Origin of the sequence: Pseudomonas benzenivorans (genome assembly GCF_024397895.1) — a bacterium.
GTDB lineage: Bacteria > Pseudomonadota > Gammaproteobacteria > Pseudomonadales > Pseudomonadaceae > Aquipseudomonas > Aquipseudomonas benzenivorans_A.
Genome location: NZ_CP073346.1, coordinates 399,750 through 416,101 on the forward strand (window position 1 = coordinate 399,750; position 16,352 = coordinate 416,101).

13 protein-coding genes, 1 tRNA gene and 1 pseudogene are annotated in these 16,352 nt (G+C 58.0%); 6 read left to right on the forward strand and 9 right to left on the reverse strand.

The window, feature by feature from the left end; genetic code table 11:
• Positions 1-15 precede the first annotated feature (15 nt).
• From KDW96_RS01730 to KDW96_RS01740, 3 genes are all read left to right on the forward strand, one after another.
• On the forward strand, positions 16-1,002 hold the full coding sequence (locus KDW96_RS01730; protein WP_255838678.1) for a zinc-dependent alcohol dehydrogenase family protein: 987 nt from the start codon (positions 16-18) through the stop codon (positions 1,000-1,002).
• Between the two features lie 87 nt (positions 1,003-1,089).
• Positions 1,090-2,061, forward strand: a complete 972-nt coding sequence (locus tag KDW96_RS01735; RefSeq protein ID WP_255838679.1) for an LLM class oxidoreductase — start codon at positions 1,090-1,092, stop codon at positions 2,059-2,061.
• 11 nt (positions 2,062-2,072) lie between these two features.
• On the forward strand, positions 2,073-2,882 hold the full coding sequence (locus KDW96_RS01740) for an SDR family NAD(P)-dependent oxidoreductase (RefSeq protein ID WP_255838680.1): 810 nt from the start codon (positions 2,073-2,075) through the stop codon (positions 2,880-2,882).
• A gap of 277 nt (positions 2,883-3,159) precedes the next feature.
• Here KDW96_RS01740 and KDW96_RS01745 read toward each other — a convergent pair whose 3' ends face one another.
• From KDW96_RS01745 to KDW96_RS01780, 8 genes are all read right to left on the reverse strand, one after another.
• On the reverse strand, positions 3,160-4,584 hold the full coding sequence (locus KDW96_RS01745) for an NAD-dependent succinate-semialdehyde dehydrogenase (RefSeq protein WP_255838681.1): 1,425 nt from the start codon (positions 4,582-4,584) through the stop codon (positions 3,160-3,162).
• A gap of 133 nt (positions 4,585-4,717) precedes the next feature.
• Positions 4,718-5,599 (reverse strand): LysR family transcriptional regulator, encoded by an 882-nt coding sequence (locus tag KDW96_RS01750; protein ID WP_255838682.1) that lies wholly within the window; start codon positions 5,597-5,599, stop codon positions 4,718-4,720.
• Between the two features lie 144 nt (positions 5,600-5,743).
• On the reverse strand, positions 5,744-7,255 hold the full coding sequence (locus tag KDW96_RS01755) for a BCCT family transporter (RefSeq protein WP_255838683.1): 1,512 nt from the start codon (positions 7,253-7,255) through the stop codon (positions 5,744-5,746).
• A 729-nt stretch (positions 7,256-7,984) separates the two neighbouring features.
• Positions 7,985-9,325 (reverse strand): class-II fumarase/aspartase family protein, encoded by a 1,341-nt coding sequence (locus KDW96_RS01760; RefSeq protein WP_255838684.1) that lies wholly within the window; start codon positions 9,323-9,325, stop codon positions 7,985-7,987.
• 241 nt (positions 9,326-9,566) lie between these two features.
• Positions 9,567-10,649, reverse strand: coding sequence for a zinc-binding dehydrogenase (locus tag KDW96_RS01765; RefSeq protein ID WP_255838685.1), 1,083 nt, complete (start codon positions 10,647-10,649; stop codon positions 9,567-9,569).
• A gap of 266 nt (positions 10,650-10,915) precedes the next feature.
• A complete protein-coding gene (locus tag KDW96_RS01770) occupies positions 10,916-11,278 on the reverse strand; it encodes a YqfO family protein (protein ID WP_255838686.1) in 363 nt (120 codons plus the stop codon).
• An 11-nt stretch (positions 11,279-11,289) separates the two neighbouring features.
• Positions 11,290-12,147: an N-acyl homoserine lactonase family protein gene (locus KDW96_RS01775; protein ID WP_255838687.1), complete on the reverse strand. Its 858-nt coding sequence runs from the start codon at positions 12,145-12,147 to the stop codon at positions 11,290-11,292.
• 836 nt (positions 12,148-12,983) lie between these two features.
• The gene (locus KDW96_RS01780) at positions 12,984-13,889 is read right to left on the reverse strand and encodes a LysR substrate-binding domain-containing protein (protein ID WP_255838688.1); all 906 of its coding nucleotides are present in this window, start codon (positions 13,887-13,889) and stop codon (positions 12,984-12,986) included.
• A 121-nt stretch (positions 13,890-14,010) separates the two neighbouring features.
• Between KDW96_RS01780 and KDW96_RS01785 the strand changes: the two genes are divergently transcribed.
• The 3 genes and pseudogenes from KDW96_RS01785 to KDW96_RS01795 form a co-directional block, all read left to right on the forward strand.
• The gene (locus tag KDW96_RS01785) at positions 14,011-14,715 is read left to right on the forward strand and encodes an SDR family oxidoreductase (RefSeq protein WP_255838689.1); all 705 of its coding nucleotides are present in this window, start codon (positions 14,011-14,013) and stop codon (positions 14,713-14,715) included.
• Between the two features lie 86 nt (positions 14,716-14,801).
• A complete protein-coding gene (locus KDW96_RS01790; RefSeq protein WP_255838690.1) occupies positions 14,802-15,662 on the forward strand; it encodes a DMT family transporter in 861 nt (286 codons plus the stop codon).
• A 206-nt stretch (positions 15,663-15,868) separates the two neighbouring features.
• Positions 15,869-16,177, forward strand: a pseudogene (locus KDW96_RS01795) (tyrosine-type recombinase/integrase); the annotation flags it as partial.
• A gap of 72 nt (positions 16,178-16,249) precedes the next feature.
• Here KDW96_RS01795 and KDW96_RS01800 read toward each other — a convergent pair.
• Positions 16,250-16,326: transfer RNA gene (locus KDW96_RS01800), tRNA-Pro, on the reverse strand.
• Positions 16,327-16,352: the final 26 nt, after the last annotated feature.

The following is a 16,352-nucleotide window of genomic DNA, read 5'->3' on the forward strand; positions in this document are numbered from 1 at the left end:
ATCAGGAGACGCTCAATGAAAGCCATGACCCTCAATGAATATGGCGAAACTGCCGAGTTCCAGGTGACCGAACTGCCGAAGCCCTCGGTGAAGGCCGGGCACGTGGTGGTCCGCGTGGCGGCGACCAGTGTCAATACGGTCGATACCATGATCCGCCAGCTGGGTAAGGACTTGCCGCTCTCCCCCGCCCTGCCCGCCGTACTGGGCATGGATTTCGCCGGCACCATTGAGGCAGTCGGCGAAGGCGTCAGCGGTTTTGCGCCGGGTGACGAGGTCTACGGTTGCGCCGGGGGCCTGGCCGACCTGCAAGGTACGCTGGCTGAGTACATGCTGGCTGACGCCAAGCTGATAGCTCACAAACCGAAATCGCTTTCGATGCGTGAGGCAGCAGCCCTGCCACTGGTGGGTATTACCGCCTACGAAGGTCTGCAACGCGCCGGCACCCACGCCGGACAGCGCGTACTGGTGCATGGTGGTGCGGGCGGTGTTGGCCATGTTGCCGTGCAATTGGCCAGGCACTTGGGTGCTGACGTCTACGCCACCTGCTCGGGTGATCGGCAGGCGAGCGTGATCAACGGCTATGGCGCCACGGCGATCAACTACAAGGCCGAAACGGTCACCGAGTATGTGGCGAAGCACACCGGCGGCGACGGTTTCGAGATCGTCTTCGATAGCGTTGGCGGCGCCAACATGAGCAACTCCTTCGACGCAGCCGCGTTGAATGGGCAGGTTGTCACCACTGTCTCCATGCTGGAACTGGACCTGACGCCCGCGCACTTCAAGGGTCTATCCGTACATGTCGTGTTCATGCTGATCCCGATGCTGCACAACCACAAGCGCGATGAACACGGCGCCATTCTCACCAAACTGGCCGAGATCGCGGATGCGGGTGCCCTCAAGCCACTGCTGGATGATGCCCAGTTCGGCCTCGAAGACATCGGCAAAGCCCATGCTCGCCTGGGCAGCGGACAAGCCATGGGCAAGGTGGTCGTAGAAATCTGAGTCCGACGAACATCGGGCTAGTAGCCGGTGGGCCTCGTTCATCCCGGGTGAGCAGAGCCCACTCAACTTAGAGCAAGAGATGTGTCAATGACGTTTGAACACGCCCTCCCTGAGAGATTCAGGTCCGTCAATCGGGGCTATGACGCCACTTTTCGTCCGCACAGGCTAAGCCTCGGACTGGTGGTTCCCCTCGAGCGCTATACCAGCGGGCCTGTGCCGTCGATGGTTGACCACCTTGAGCGGGTCCGCCTGGCCGAGCAACTGGGCTTCGCCGCCGTCTGGCTACGCGACGTCCCCTTCAACGTGCCGTCTTTCGGTGACGCGGGCCAGCTCTACGACCCCTTTGTCTACCTTGGACTACTGGCAGGACAGACCAGCCGAATCGCGCTGGGCACGGCGAGTATCGTGCTGCCGCTACGCCATCCGGCCCATGTCGCCAAAGCGGCGGCGAGTATCGATGTGCTGTCGGGTGGACGGCTCATCCTCGGAGTCGCCTCGGGCGATCGGCCGGATGAGTACCCGGCACTCAACCTGACCTACGATGACCGTGGCGAGCGCTTTCGCGACAGTTTCGCCTACATCCGGCGCATGGAGCAGACGTCTCCCGCCTTTGCGAACAGCTACGGCAGCTTGCCGGGGGGTATGGATATGTTGCCCAAACCCCTCTCGGGAAAACTGCCGCTGCTGATTACCGGCGCCAGCCAGCAGAGCCCGGATTGGCTCGCCGGCAACGGCGATGGCTGGATAACCTACCCGCGCCCGGTTGCGACACAGGCGCAGGTCATCAGTGACTGGCGCAAACGCGTAGAGGCTGCCGGCCATCCCGCCAAACCGGCCGTGCAATCGCTCTACGTGGATCTGTTGGAGGCAGCCGATGCGTCGCCCCAGGCTATCCACCTCGGTTTTCGCTCAGGCATGAACCATCTCCGTGCCTACCTGAAGTCCTTGGAAGAAATTGGCATCAACCACGTGGCATTGAACCTGCGGTTCAACCAAGCCGACATTGAAACAACCCTGCAACGGATCGCTGACGAGCTATTGCCGGACTTTACGACCTGAGGTGACAACCGATGCAAAAGACCATTCTGATCACGGGCGCTACCGACGGCATAGGCTTCGAAACGGCCAAGCTTCTGTACTCTCAGGGGCATCGGCTTCTGCTGCACGGACGCAGTCCAGATAAATTGCAAGCCACCAAGAAAGCACTCTCGACCTTGCCGGGTGCTGGGCGCATCGAAGGTTACCTGGCCGACCTGGCGCACTTGAGCGAAGTCATGTCGCTCGGCCAAGCGATCACCGAGGCTCATCAGCGACTGGACGTCGTGATCAACAACGCGGGCATCTTTCGCTCGCCTGATACCTGCACAGCTGACGGGTTGGACCTGCGCTTTGCGGTCAACACCTTCGCCCCCTATCTGCTGACCCGGCAACTGCTGCCATTGCTTGGACCTGAAGCCCGGGTGATCAACCTCTCTTCCGCTGCACAGTCGCCGGTAAACCTGGATGCGCTGGTCGGCCGAAGGCAGATCCCAGACCAGCTGGAGGCCTATGCCCAGAGCAAACTGGCCCTGACCATGTGGTCCCACGGCATGGCGCATGCGCAAAAAGACAGGGGGCCGCTGCTGGTCGCGGTGAACCCCGGGTCATTGCTGGCAACCAAGATGGTGAAGGAAGGCTTCGGCCTACCTGGCAAGAATCTCCAGGTCGGCGCCCAGATTCTTGTTCAGGCAGCGCTAGCAGAGGAGTTCGCAACAGCTTCTGGCCGGTACTTCGACAATGACATAGGACGGTTCGCCGCGCCCCATCCCGATGCCCTAGACCTGCAGAAGTGCGAAGACGTGATCCAGGCTATCGAGTTGGTTCTGGTCGGAAAAACCTAGTCAGGACTTGCCCAGTCCAGTAGCCACCACGTGGCCATGGACCGGCGGAATCGCCAGGCGCCCCTGAGTGCTATCGGTGGTCTGAAAGAACCATTCGGAAATCAGATCAGCACCCAGGCCCACTGCAGGTCTGCCTCCTCGCGCAGTGGCGAATTGGCAGACACTTCTCGGGCTTTGAAGGAACGAGCAGCCGTCGCTTGGGAATCTGAAACCGAAGAGCATCCCGCCTTCAGATGTATATGGTGGCGCGGCTAGCCACCACCATATCTATTGGAAGTTAACGCAGACTGACAAACTTGCTCTTCATGTAAGCGTCCAACGCTTCGATGCCACCCTCGACACCATAACCGCTGTCACCCCACCCACCCAGTGGTACTTCGGCAATGTGCGCCGGGACATCGTTGACACCAATGGTTCCAGCGGTCAGTTGCTCGCTGAAGCGTTGTTGACGCTTCGAGTCACGGGTGAACAGGTAGGCTGCCAGGCCATAATCGACGTCATTGGCAATCCGCAGCACTTCGTCTTCGTCATTGAACGGCAGGATCGGGACTACTGGGCCAAAGATTTCGTTGCTCATAAGGTCCGCATCCAGGCTGACGTTGGTAAGCACCGTGGGCTCGAAATAGAACCCCTGCTCACCGATGCGCCGACCGCCGATTTCGATCCTGGCTCCCTTCGATACGGCGTCTGCAATTAGCTGTTCCATAGCCTGCAGGCGACGCTCATTGGCAAGCGGCCCCATTTGCGTGGTGCTGGCGCTACCATTGCCAACGATCAAATGCTTGGCATGCTCGCAGAACAGCGCGACAAACTGCTCATACTTGCTTTCATGGACAAAGAAGCGTGTGGGGGAAACGCACACTTGACCGGCGTTGAAGAACTTCTTGGCGACCAACATCTTCGCGAGAGGCTCGATGTCGACATCATCGAAGATGATAACCGGGGAATGGCCACCCAATTCCATCGTGACAGGTTTCATGACTTCGCCGGCCTTTGCCGCCAGCAATTTGCCCACCGGCGAGGATCCGGTAAAGGTGATCTTGCGCACGGACGGGGCTGCGATCAGCTGGCTTGATATCTGCGCGGGGTTACCGAGTACCACGTTTAGCGTCCTGGCTGGAACGCCGGCGTCAAGCAGTGCTTTGACAAGTTCAATCGCCGAGCCGGGAGTTTCCTCTGCCGGCTTGACGACACAGGAACAACCTGCGCCCAGCAGCCCGGCAAGTTTCTTGGCGGTAAGCACAACTGGGAAGTTCCATGGGGAAAAGGCGGCGACCACGCCAACCGGTACCATGCGAATCTCGATAGTGTTCCCGCTGTCGCGCCCACTCATCAAACGGCCAGCCATGCGCCGCGCTTCCTCGCCGCCCCACTCGATAAAGTCAGCGGCGCGCTCGACCTCGCCTACCGACTCGGCCAAGGGCTTACCCTGCTCCAGAGTCAAAACCTGCGCGATGTCCTGTTTACGCTGGCGCAATAGCTCCGCGGCACGCTTTAGAATCGCGCCTTTCTCCCATTGCGGCACCGCTTGCCAATCCTTGAGGCCCTGATCGGCTGAAGCAACGGCCCGGTCAATATCCGAGGACGTCGCATGACAGAAGTGGCCAATAACCTCTTCGGTTGCCGGATTAATAACTGGCTCTTTGACGCCGTCGGCCCCATCGGTCCACTGCCCGTCGATGAAAAGTTGATATGTTTTCATGTTGCCTCCTCTATAAATGGACGAACAAATCCATTCCACTCTAATAGCGGTTGATTGTTTTTGATGAGCGGCTTGCCGGTATGGCCGGTGTGAAAGGCGCGTGCCCGTTGACCGGCCAACTGACGTGACTGTGTTATTTAACCGGCTTGAATTCTGACTTCATCCACTCGGCAAATTGCATTTCTTTAGGGGAGATGCTGTAGTACTCCGGCTCTACGATAAAGAAATTTTCGCGGCTTTTCATGTCGCCGTATTCGAGCCTCACCAGGCTTCCATCGTCAAGAAATCCATCGACCAGCGAATTTATTCCCAGCGCTATGTAGTTCCCTGACGCTGCAGCCTTGTAGGCCAATAAATTGCTCTCGACATGCAGATTGCTGGCCTTGATGTGCAGGCTTCGCTGATGTTCGCTGGACCACTCCTGCCATCCAGTCTTGTTGCCCATCACGGACACCAGGGGGTGATCGAATATATCTTCAAGCCTGTTTATCGCACTGTGCGTCGCGGGCGAACAAACCGGAAAAATATTATCTTGGGTGAGCTGGTAGCATTTGGCGTCACTCCAGGTCCCGTCGCCATAACGAATTTCTATTCCGCGTCCGATTTCACCGAAATCAGTGAGCCATAGACCGGAGTACAATTCGACCTGGGTGTCCGGGTAGAGCTTGTGAAACTCATGAATTTTTCCGGACAGCCAAGTATCGGCAAAGGAATAGTTTGACTTTATGGTGACGATGTCGGTGTGCCCAGAGCCAAACAGCTGATCGGTGGTGGCGGAAATTTTTTCCAAGGCAACTTTTATGACATTGTAGTAATGCTTGCCTACGTCAGTCAGGGAAATGCCTTTCTTTCCTCTTACGATCAGGCGCGCGCCCAGATAGTCCTCCAGGGACTTGATCTGCTGGCTAACGGCAGACTGCGACACGTTGAGCCTTTCCGAGGCTTCGGTAATCGAGCCTGACTCGACGATAATCTTGAAAACGAACAACCAATTATGCGGCGGCGGTCTTTTCATCGTCTGATCCTCATTCGTCTAACCAGGTCGACCAGGGATTGCCTAGGCTTGAGCAACTGTTTCGCTCTGCTAGTCAGCAATCCCTGGAACCTCAGTCGGCTCGACTCGCGAACTATTACGCTCCCCGCCACATTATTGCGCAGTTCATTGCGAGCGCCCGATTCGAGTCGCCTCCTCGGCAGCCCGATCCTCCATCATATAGCGCATCGTGGTGATCATCATGCAGAACAGAATCAGCAACAGTGGTAGCGCGACGATCACCGATGCCGTCTGCATGCTTTTCAGCCCCCCCACGAACAGCAGTGCCAGCGGCAGGATCGTGATCACGAAACACCAGAACAGGCGGTTGGACTTTTCGGGCTCTTGACCTTCACCGAGCTCGCTGGAGGTGGCGCAAGCCAGTACATAGGCGGCGGAGTCGAAGGTCGTAGCCAGGAGCACGATGCCGGATACGGCCAGAGCGATCAGAAGAAGGGTGGAGCCTGGCAGCGTCTTGAAAATCTCGACAATGGCTGCAGCGCCGCCTTTGCTGTTGACGATTTCCGACACGGCAAGGGTTTCAGTCATCTGCAGATCGATGCCATAGCCCCCCACCACGATGTAGAACATGGCAGTGCCGGCAGTGCCGAAGACGAGCATGCCGAGGATCACTTCTCGGATGGTCCTTCCCTGAGAAATGCGCGTTACGAACATGCCCATAAAGGGGGCGTAGGCGATCCACCAGGCCCAATAGAACACCGTCCAGGCCTGCGGAAAACCACTTTGGCCGACGCTGTCAGTCCAAGTGCTCATTTTTATGAAGTTTTCGACGGCATAACCCACGGAATCGAAGCCAAGACCAATAATAAACTTGCTCGGACCGACCATCAGGATGTACAGCACAATCGCCACCGTCACCACGGTCGAGAAAATACTCAGGCGCTTGATGCCCTTGGCCAGGCCCAGTCCACTGCTGATCGTGAAGACTGCCGTACAGGCGAGAATGATGGAGATGTCCATGGTGAGGCTAGGCTCGATCCCCAGCACACTGGCTACGGCCATGCCGATCATGGGTGTGCCCAAGCCGAGAGAGGTGGCGGCGGCGCCCAGGATGCCGAACAGGAACATATAGTTGATGAAAGTACCTACGGGACCATCAACCAGGCCTCCGAGCGCGCCGCGGCATGACTCGCTGAGGTTGTAAATATGCTTCTTGCGCACGTAATAGATGTAGGACATCGCGATGGCGGGCACGCAATAGATTGCCCAGGCAGAGGGGCCCCAGTGAAAGAGGCCATAGGCCTGACCCACTACGTACATTTCAGTGGTTTTCGGCTCTATCCCGAAAGGCGTCCAGGCATAGTGATACGCCCATTCGGTTCCCGCCCAGAGCATCAACCCGGTGGCGATACCGGCCAGGAACACCATCATGATCCATGAGCTTCTGGAGAACTCTGCGGGTGCAGCCTGGTCCGCACTGAGCTTGATGTCGCCGTAGCGAGTACACGCGAGATAAATCAGAAAGCCCATCGCCGCGAGCGGCAGAGATAGAAATGCAAAGTCAAACGTATGCGTCATCGACTTGAACAGCGAGTCGATAAAACCCTTACCCTCTTCTGGCAGCAATATAAGCGGTAACGCAACGGCGATAACAATTAGAATGCTGAAGATTTGCATTCTTCTATTGCTGTTATTTCTAGTACTGGTGACGGGCTCTATAGGAGTGTCTATAGACTCTTGATAGCTGGCGTTCATGATCTACCTCTAGCTTATTTTTATAATATGCAGCGCCGAATGTCTTTCGATACTCAACGGGGCACGTTAAGGCATTCCTTTTGCGTTGGTGTAGCGCTATGTATCCGTATGTCTATGCTTCCAGTTTGAGGGGCAGCCTAATCCAGGAGCATGTGTACTGATTGCCAGGCAGGCGGTACTGGGTTTAGCTCTACCTCCCGAATAACTTAAACATTACGCGGACTCGCTGTTTACTTTCTCCGCCGCGGCCTACTATCGGCTTGGCGGTTTTGGCAGGTCTTACTTTTTGCTATGGAACATAGTGGTCAATATGGCGGCAGAAGAAAATTCAAATTATTTCTGCTACGCAGTAGAAAAGCTTATGTTGCCCCGCCGCCTGTTCTGGCATCAGGCGACGTCGAATAAATCCAATTATTCCGCTAAATAAGCCTATCCACACAGCCTGAGCGCTATCGCGCAAGCCCCATGGGCTTTTCCAGTACCGAGTGCGCCGGCAGATGCGGACACGCCCGGCACGAGGGCTTCATTCACAGCTGTAAAACGCAGAAGCCAGGGGGTCAGCCCTGGCTTCTCTTGACACCTGTGGGCCTCCCCTGAACCGAGGACGGCCTGGCAAGCCAGCAACGGATCTCTGACTGGCTCTCCATTGCTTCAGCCGGCAGTAACCCTGTCGACGATCAACTGCGACAACCCCAGATAGGATGAAGGCGATAGCACCTTTACCAGCGCATCTTGATCGATGTATCGAGTGACATCCTGGTTTTGCGACAGCACATCGTACAAGGAGCAGTCATGGCTCTGTGCTTCGAGGCAGGCTTCATAGACGATGTCGTGAGCGGCCTGCCGGCCTACGTGTGGCGCCAGCGCCATCATGGCTGCCTCGGCGACGATAAGACCTTTGCTGATGTCGAGGTTCTTGGCCATTTTATCGGGGAACACTTCCAGGCCCTCTAGCAAGAAGACCGCCTGAGAAAGCGCACAATGTGCCAGGACAAAGGCCTGGGGCAGCCCGATCCACTCTGCGTGCCAAGGGCCTGTCGCCCGCTCGAAGTCAGCTTCCTGGGCATCCATCAGCAATCCAGCGGCCTTGATGACACCCATATTGCAGCCACGAATGACCTCGCAGGAAATTGGATTGCGCTTCTGTGGCATCGTCGACGACGCACCGCGATCCTTGACGAAGGGCTCGGCAACTTCGGAGATCTCGTCCATGCACATGATCATGATGTCGAGCGCGATCTTACTCAGCGATCCGGTCATCAACGCGAGGGCGCAAGCCACTTCGGCAAACCCGTCTCGGGTCGCATGCCAAGGAGCGTTCGGGGTTACAAGGTCCAGCTCTTCGGCCACGGCGCCCGTCAGCAATTCAGCCTTGTCGCCGATGGAGGCCAGGGTACCTGCTGCACCCCATAGCTGAGCCATCAGCACGCGCGGACGCAGCTCCTGAAGACGGCTTTGCGTGCGACGAAGGCTGTCGAGCCAGACCGCCGCTTTGTAGCCAAAGGTGACCGGCAATGCATGCTGCAGATGGGTGCGCCCCGCCATTACGGTGTTGCGGTGCTCTTTGGCGAGCACGATCAGCGCTTTTTCCACCCGCTTGAGGTCCCTGTCGATCACCTCCAGTCCATCGCGAATCTGGAGTACCGATGCGGTGTCCATAATATCCTGAGTGGTCGCCCCCCAATGGACGTAGCCGCCGGACTCGCTGCCGGAGGCTTCAACCAATTGACGCACCAGGCCGAGAATGGGGTAGCCCACCGTACCGGTGTCATGGGCCAGGCGCTCCATGTCAATCTGGATAGTGCTCGCAGCCTCGTCGATCTTCCGAGCTGCGTCTTCCGGGATCAGCCCGAGTTTTGCCTGGGCGCGAGCCAAGGCCGCCTCGGTTTCCAGGTAGGCCTTTACACGCGCGTCGTCATTGAAGAGCAGCTGCATTTCCTGCGAGTGGAACAGTGGCGCAAATATTTTCGAATCAAGAATCGAAGACGTCATTTGGAAATCCTCAGCGGAGGCAAATTAATTGTTGATGATCAGTGCCATATGAGAACGGAGCTGCGCAGGAGCCTGGATAGGGATCAGCAAACTGGCTGCGGTCGTAGAAGCCAGCTCGCTGAGAGGCGGCTGAGCAACCAATACGGCCTAATACTGTCTCGCTTTTACGAAACTAAGACACGGTTCCGCGCAGCGCCCGTCTGTTAATCGATATTCGGACTGCTCAGGTCCTGCTTGGCGTTTACTTCATCACGATCGATGCACGGGTCACCTTGCGCGACATGGAGTCGGAAAGTGCCAGTTCTACGTCTTCGAGCGAGTACTCGGTATCGAGGATTTTATGAAACGGCAGTTTCTCGATGTTTTCACTCAGAAACTTCAGCGCCTTGTACAGGTAAACGGGCTGGTAGCGCATCACCGGGATGATGGTGATTTGACTTCGGGTGATATAACCGGGGTCAATGGCAATGGTTTTGCCCGGGGTTACATTGCCCATCGTGACGAACTTGCCGCCGCTACGAACCAACTCCAATCCCTCGGCAAACGCCTCGGGCACACCAGCCACTTCCAGGCAAACATCAGCGCCACGACCATTGGTGAGTGCTTTTACCGCTTGAATTCGATCGTCTTTGGTCTGATGCTCGCGCATGTCGATGACATGGTCGGCGCCGAACTCCTTGGCCAGTTCGAGTCGATTCTTGTCTGCGTCAATTACAATGACGCTAACCCCTTTGCGTTTGGCAAGGGCGATCGCGTAAATCCCCAATCCACCTGCGCCCTGAATCACCAGAGTGTCTTGGGTCGTGATCTCTGACAAGTCGATGCCGTAGTAAACTTGCGACAGGGCGCAGTTCGCGCCGGCAGCCAATTTGTCGGGTACGTTGTCAGGAACCTTGTAGAAAAACTGCCCGGGATGGATGTAGTAATGCGTCGAGAATGTGGTGTGGAAGTGCGGCGCTTCTTCTGGTTGCTTGGCCCAGAAGCTGTAGGCATTCTCGCAAAGGTTGAGTTTGCCCGACAGGCAGGAGGGGCAGCGCTGGCAAGCGATAAAGTAGGTGGCGGCAATACGGTCGCCCACCTTGATAGCGGCGCCGGCATTATCAGTCAAAACCCCTTCGCCGATCTGGTGGACCAAGCCCACCGTTTCGTGGCCCAGGCCGCCACTCTTCTTCGGGTGGTGGCCGCACCATATATGCAGCTCCGAGCCACAAACGTTACTGCACAGGACTTTAGTAATAATCGATCCAGGCTTGGGCGCGGGGATATCATATTCCTGGAACTCTATCTGTCCAGGCTGCTTCATTACTGCAATCTTGCCTATCATGATGATCTCACTGAGAATTTATTGGTTTTATGGTCGGAAATACATTCTGGAGCTTTGCCGCCCGCCTTGAATGCTGATAGTGCAATTCGCTATTAGGCTTGACGATCCATCGACGCGCTTTGCAGTGTGTACTTCCACGACAGCGTCGGAGGCGATTGGCGGTTCGGCAGTGGCCAATGCACCTTCAGGCAGACAGTGGGCCAGAGAGCCGTGATGCAGGCTCTCCTGGCCGCTCCGTTTGACGTCTACGGGGTGTAGAGCTGCTGTCAAACAACGCCGTTTTTGCGAGTGTCTACCGACTCGGTGATGCAGATGACTGGCTCGTCCCATGGGTGGTGCTCGAAAATGCTTGCAACCACTTTGGAAAGGAGCTCCTTATCTCGAGGGATCGAAAATTCGATCTTTGTCGAGGCGATGGAAAACGGCTTGTCGATTTCCCCGCCATAGGTATCGGAACCGGCGCGTGGCGTGCACCTTTCTATGCCGGGGTGTGAGCACCACGAGACGCCATCATAGTTTCCGTACTTGAGATTGGTGGCACTGGAAATAGCGGCCAAGACCTTTTCCAAGTAGTCCGCGATCACATAGACCTTGATTCGAAATGTCTCAACAAACATGATATTGCTCACGGCCGGTCCTCTTATTCGTAGAAGCCATCAGTTGATTTAATGAGGGAGTTGAACTGTTCACTGTCATGACCAAACCAAACATCGGACCCGGTCTGCTTGGAAAGCTTCTGGATTCTCTCGACTGTTCTCATGTAACCGAGCGAGTCATAAATGGTCGCGGGCAGCCGGCTCGGATTGCTGTAATTTTCTGCGGAATAAACGGCATCGGATGCAAGAATCAACGGACCGTGGCCAGGAAGTTCGATGTGCAAACCGAGCATGCCATAGGAGTGACCGCCACCGAAGTTCAGGATCCGGATTCCATCGAGCAGGTCCAGATCGCCTTCAGCTTCTTTGACTACGCGCCAGGTCAGGTCGTTCTTGATCCAGGCATCCACATCGTCCCAAATAAACCCTTCGGCGGTTCTGTTTTGTGCGTAGTTCGAAAGGGCGGCGTTGAACTCGTTCTGGTGAACGATGATTTTGGCGTTGGTGAACAACTCCAGGCACCCCGAATGATCAAGGTGCAAGTGGGAGACGACTACATAGTCGATATCGCGCGGGTCAACGCCGATTTCCGCCAAGCGACTATGCAGGTGGCAGTCCTGGCCATTGACCATCGCCGTATAGTGAAACATGTCCTGAATTTCTTTGGGCCATCTGCCGTTTTCACCCATGCTATTGGGGTTGCACGCAGTGTCGAACAGCACCTTGCCGTCTGGATGATCGATGAGCACGGTAAAAATGGGGAACTCAATCAATTCAGCGGGCTTGTTCGGGTTGTCGATAGTGGCCGGGTTGTGCATGCTGATCATGAAGTTCTTATCCATCTTCATACGACCATTATCTAGAACGTAAACCTTGGGCATTTGCTTAATGAAATTGGACATAGCTGTCTCCTCATATTGTTCTTGGACTAATATCTGATTCTTTAGCCTGCTTATTACGGCTTTCATACTGCGCAATATTGAACCAGAACAAAATTCAAATTTTTTCTGCTAAGCAGTAGGAAAACTTATGCTGCAGCACTCAGCTCTATCCCAGGGAGAGAGCAGCCCTGGGAGTAGCACGCCCCGCCGTGGTGGACGTTCACTCGTTCGCTCGAGCGCCGACTGGACAAGCCCCGGAAGGAAAGTACGCTGCAGAGCCTTTGCGGCTGGTATTGCAGCTGCGAAAGGGCCGCGCGGCATCCTGAAGTCGCAGCGTTATCGAAGAGCCTTGAGGATGTGTCGAGTGACTTAAGAAATGTGTAGTAGCGGCAGTACGGTCGTGGTCGCCCAAGCGGCCGCTGGTCGCGAACAGGCCACCCGCCTAAAGTCCCTGCCACTCCAGCAATCACCGGAAGTTGAGGATCGCGGGCGCGCTGGAAATGCGCTCCAGGTCTGCCCCGAGCGATTGGCGTTGGGTCCTTGGTACAGCGCGTCCTTTAGATTCGCTCGCTTTATCGGAAGCGACCATGCGTCTGGTGCACGCGGAACCCCTTCTGGGGCCACATTGGTATTCCTACGCTGGTCGATTCTGTTGAAAAGTCCCTTTGTGATTTCTGCCCACAAAAGAGCTTTGCCTACGTTGAAATCTAAGCCGTAGCGGAAGACGGAACCGCCGTGGTTTTTACGCAACAACGTTCAGATCATGCGTACTTGAGCTCTGGAAAGGCGGCTCCAGTCAAGTCCGGCTTTATCAACACAATCGGTCGACAGCAGCCGCTCAGAAGCCAACCTTCAGTCTATGCAGATCTTTTCTGCCCGCCTTCCCCGAGCAGCCAGTCGCGCACCGCCTCGGTCGGTTCGGGGTGGCGTTGCTTGCGCGGCACCACCACGTAGAAATCCAGGTTGCCGCGTAACTCCGCGGCGAATGGCTGGACCAGGCGCCCGGATGCCAGCTCAGCCTGCAGCAGAAAGCGGCTGGCCAGCGCGATGCCCTGGCCCGCTATCGCCGCATCGATGGCCAGGCTGGTCTGGTTGAACTGCAGGCGCTTGCTCCCGACCACATGGGGTTGACCTAACGCCTGCTCGAAAAACGCCGGCCAGAGGCTGTGACTGTCCTCAAGCAGCACCTGGCCGCTCAGGCTGGCCGGGGTCAGGGGGGCGTCCAGCGCGGCGAGCAAGCTGGGGCTGCACACCGCGATCAACTCCTGGGGAAACAGGAAGTCCACCTCAAGGCCCGGTCCGAACGGCGGTCGGCCCTGGCGGATGGCGAGGTCGACGCCGTCGGCATGGAAGCTCGACAGCTGCTCGGTCGCGAGGATACGCAGGTCGATCAGCGGATTGGCGGCCACGAACCCCGGCAGCCTGGACAGCAGCCACTTGGCTGCGAAAGTCGGCGTGACGCTGATGGTCAGGCGCGCGGGGGTGGCGCGCAGGCTTGCGGTGGCGTCGCCGATCAGCTCGAAGGCGCGTCGGATGTTCGGCAGGTAGGCCCGTCCGGCGTCCGTCAAGGCCACCCCATGAGCCTCGCGCACGAACAGGCGCACGCCCAGGTCGTCCTCGAGCTTGCGGATCTGCTGCGCCACCGCGCCCTGGGTGACGTTCAGCTGTTCGGCCGCCAGGCGGAAGTTCAGCTGCTGGGCGACCGCATCGAAAACGCGCAGGGAATTGAGGGGCGGCAAGCGCGTCGAATTTTTTCTATCCATGTAGTTTTTCTACAGTCATAAGGCAACCGAACTGGTTCGAGCCGAGGCGTTCATGCCCCTATAGTTAATCGAATGTTGACGAATATCCAGCGCTGACCTAGGGCGCTCACCAGGAGGTCATATGTCTGTAGAAAAAGTAGCCATCCTCACGGCCGCCGGCAGCGGCATGGGCGCCGCGGCGGCCAGACGCCTGGCCGCCGACGGCTTCAGGGTGGCGATCCTCTCCGCCTCGGGCAAGGGTGAGGCCCTGGCCGAGCAGCTGGGCGGGCTCGGCGTCACCGGCTCCAACCAGTCCAACGACGACCTGCAGCGCCTGGTCGACCTGACGCTCGAACGCTGGGGGCGCATCGACGTGCTGGTCAACAGCGCCGGCCACGGGCCGCGCGCGCCGCTGCTCGAATTGAGCGACGAGCAGTGGCACCAGGGGCTCGACGTCTACCTGCTGAGCGCGATCCGCATGGCGCGCCTGGTGACCCCGAGCATGGTCGCGCAGCGATCGGGCAGCATCATCAACATTTCGACCTTCGCGGCCTTCGAGCCCGACCCGGTATTCCCCACCTCCGGGGTATTCCGCGCCGGCCTGGCGGCCTTCAGCAAGCTGTTCGCCGACCAATACGCGGCCGACAACGTGCGCATGAACAACGTGCTGCCGGGGTTTATCGACAGCCTGCCCGAGCAGGAGCCGTTCCGCGCGCGCATTCCCATGGGCCGTTACGGCCGGGCCGAAGAAATCGCCGCGACCATCGCTTTCCTCGCCTCCGAGGGTGCGGGCTACATCACCGGGCAGAACCTGCGGGTCGATGGCGGCATCACCCGCTCGGTCTGAGCACAGGAGCACCTACCCTGAACAAGCATCTGGGCTACGTTGCCTTCGTCCTGCTGGGGCTGGTCTGGGGCAGCAACTTCATTTTCATGAAGTGGGCGGCGCAGTGGATCAGTCCTGCGCAGATCACCCTGCTGCGGGTCGTGTTCGGCTTTCTGCCGATCCTCACCCTGGCCCTGAGCATGCGAGTGCTGAGCTGGCGCCACCTGCGCCACCTCCATCACTTCTTCGTCATGTCGCTGCTGGCGACGGCCGCCTACTACTTCGCCTTCGCCCAGGGCACGGCCCTGCTGCTGTCAAGCGTGGCCGGCATGCTCAGCGGGGCCATCCCGCTGTTCGCCTTCGTTGCCGCGCTGGTATTCCTGCGCGACGAGCCACTGAACCCGAAGTCGGTGGGCGGCACGCTGCTGGGCTTCTTGGGCATCCTGCTGATCGCCCGCCCCTGGACCGGCATCGGCGATGTCGACCTGGCCGGGGTGGCTTACATGCTGGCCGGCTCCATGAGCGTGGGCGTTTCCTTCGTCTACGCGCGCAAGTTCATCAGCCCACTGCAGCTACCGGCCGTGGCGCTGGCCACCTACCAGATGGGTTTGGCCTGCCTGGTGCTGCTCCTGGTGACCGATCTCGCTGGCATCGACAGGCTCTACCAGGACAGCCGCGCTACCTGGGGGCTGATCGCCGGCCTCGGCTTGTGCGGTACCGGGCTCGCCTTCGTTCTCTACTACGTGCTGGTGCAGCGGCTCGGGGCCGTCGTCGCCGCCAGCGTGACCTACCTGCCGCCGTTGGTGGCACTGGCGATCGGCGTGCTCTGGGTGGGCGAGCCGGTCGAGGCGCTGGACATCGCGGCGATGATCGCCATCCTAGTGGGGGTGTGCACGCTGCAACTTGGGCGCCAGACAACGCCAGGGCCGCAAGAGGTCGCCCAGCACGCGGTGGTTAAGCCGGAATGAGTCGGATGGGCAAGTCGCCGCCGGTTGCCTATCGCGATCACTTCCAAGTTTCGCCCAGTCAAGACAGCAAGCTGGAAGGCCAAGGGAGCGTTCAAGAGAGTTGCTCTCTAAAGAGACGGTCGGTAGCGAGTTCTCATCTTGGTACCCCTTCAGTACCGCCTACTTCGCCCACTCGATCAGTCCGATTTTGGCCTGCTACAGCATGTCGCGACTCGGCCTGGAAGAAAGCCAGGGTCGGGACGGCAGAGAAGCTTCAGGAGCGTTTTCTGCGTCCGGCTCTATCAGGATTTGCCTCGATCCGCGTTCACGACCTGAAGCACACCTTCGGTCGAAGACTCAGGGCAGCCGGGGTAACGGAGGAAGACAGGAAGGCCTTGCTCGGCCACAAGGACGGCAGCATCACCAGCCATTACTCGGCCGCAGAACTGGGCAAGCTGATCGATGAAGCCAACAAGATATCGGCGACCGACTCCCGCGGGCCGGCGCTGACAATACTGAGGAGGATGGCAGGATGAAGAAAGTCCCGCAAAAGTCCCTATACGAAAAAGCCCGGACCTTTCGGAACCGGGCTAAATCGTTGAAATATATGGTCGGGACGGAGTGATTCGAACACTCGACCCCTTGCACCCCATGCAAGTGCGCTACCAGGCTGCGCTACGCCCCGACTAGGCGTGAATCTGTTTTCTTAAT

What these genes read in the sequence shown, in the direction of transcription:
- KDW96_RS01730 (WP_255838678.1), top strand. Translation starts at nt 16, where the DNA reads ATGAAAGCCATGACCCTCAATGAATATGGCGAAACTGCCGAGTTCCAG.
- KDW96_RS01735 (WP_255838679.1), top strand. Translation starts at nt 1,090, where the DNA reads ATGACGTTTGAACACGCCCTCCCTGAGAGATTCAGGTCCGTCAATCGG.
- KDW96_RS01740 (WP_255838680.1), top strand. Translation starts at nt 2,073, where the DNA reads ATGCAAAAGACCATTCTGATCACGGGCGCTACCGACGGCATAGGCTTC.
- KDW96_RS01745 (WP_255838681.1), bottom strand. Translation starts at nt 4,584, where the DNA reads ATGAAAACATATCAACTTTTCATCGACGGGCAGTGGACCGATGGGGCC.
- KDW96_RS01750 (WP_255838682.1), bottom strand. Translation starts at nt 5,599, where the DNA reads ATGAAAAGACCGCCGCCGCATAATTGGTTGTTCGTTTTCAAGATTATC.
- KDW96_RS01755 (WP_255838683.1), bottom strand. Translation starts at nt 7,255, where the DNA reads ATGCAAATCTTCAGCATTCTAATTGTTATCGCCGTTGCGTTACCGCTT.
- KDW96_RS01760 (WP_255838684.1), bottom strand. Translation starts at nt 9,325, where the DNA reads ATGACGTCTTCGATTCTTGATTCGAAAATATTTGCGCCACTGTTCCAC.
- KDW96_RS01765 (WP_255838685.1), bottom strand. Translation starts at nt 10,649, where the DNA reads ATGATAGGCAAGATTGCAGTAATGAAGCAGCCTGGACAGATAGAGTTC.
- KDW96_RS01775 (WP_255838687.1), bottom strand. Translation starts at nt 12,147, where the DNA reads ATGTCCAATTTCATTAAGCAAATGCCCAAGGTTTACGTTCTAGATAAT.
- KDW96_RS01780 (WP_255838688.1), bottom strand. Translation starts at nt 13,889, where the DNA reads ATGGATAGAAAAAATTCGACGCGCTTGCCGCCCCTCAATTCCCTGCGC.
- KDW96_RS01785 (WP_255838689.1), top strand. Translation starts at nt 14,011, where the DNA reads ATGTCTGTAGAAAAAGTAGCCATCCTCACGGCCGCCGGCAGCGGCATG.
- KDW96_RS01790 (WP_255838690.1), top strand. Translation starts at nt 14,802, where the DNA reads ATGAAGTGGGCGGCGCAGTGGATCAGTCCTGCGCAGATCACCCTGCTG.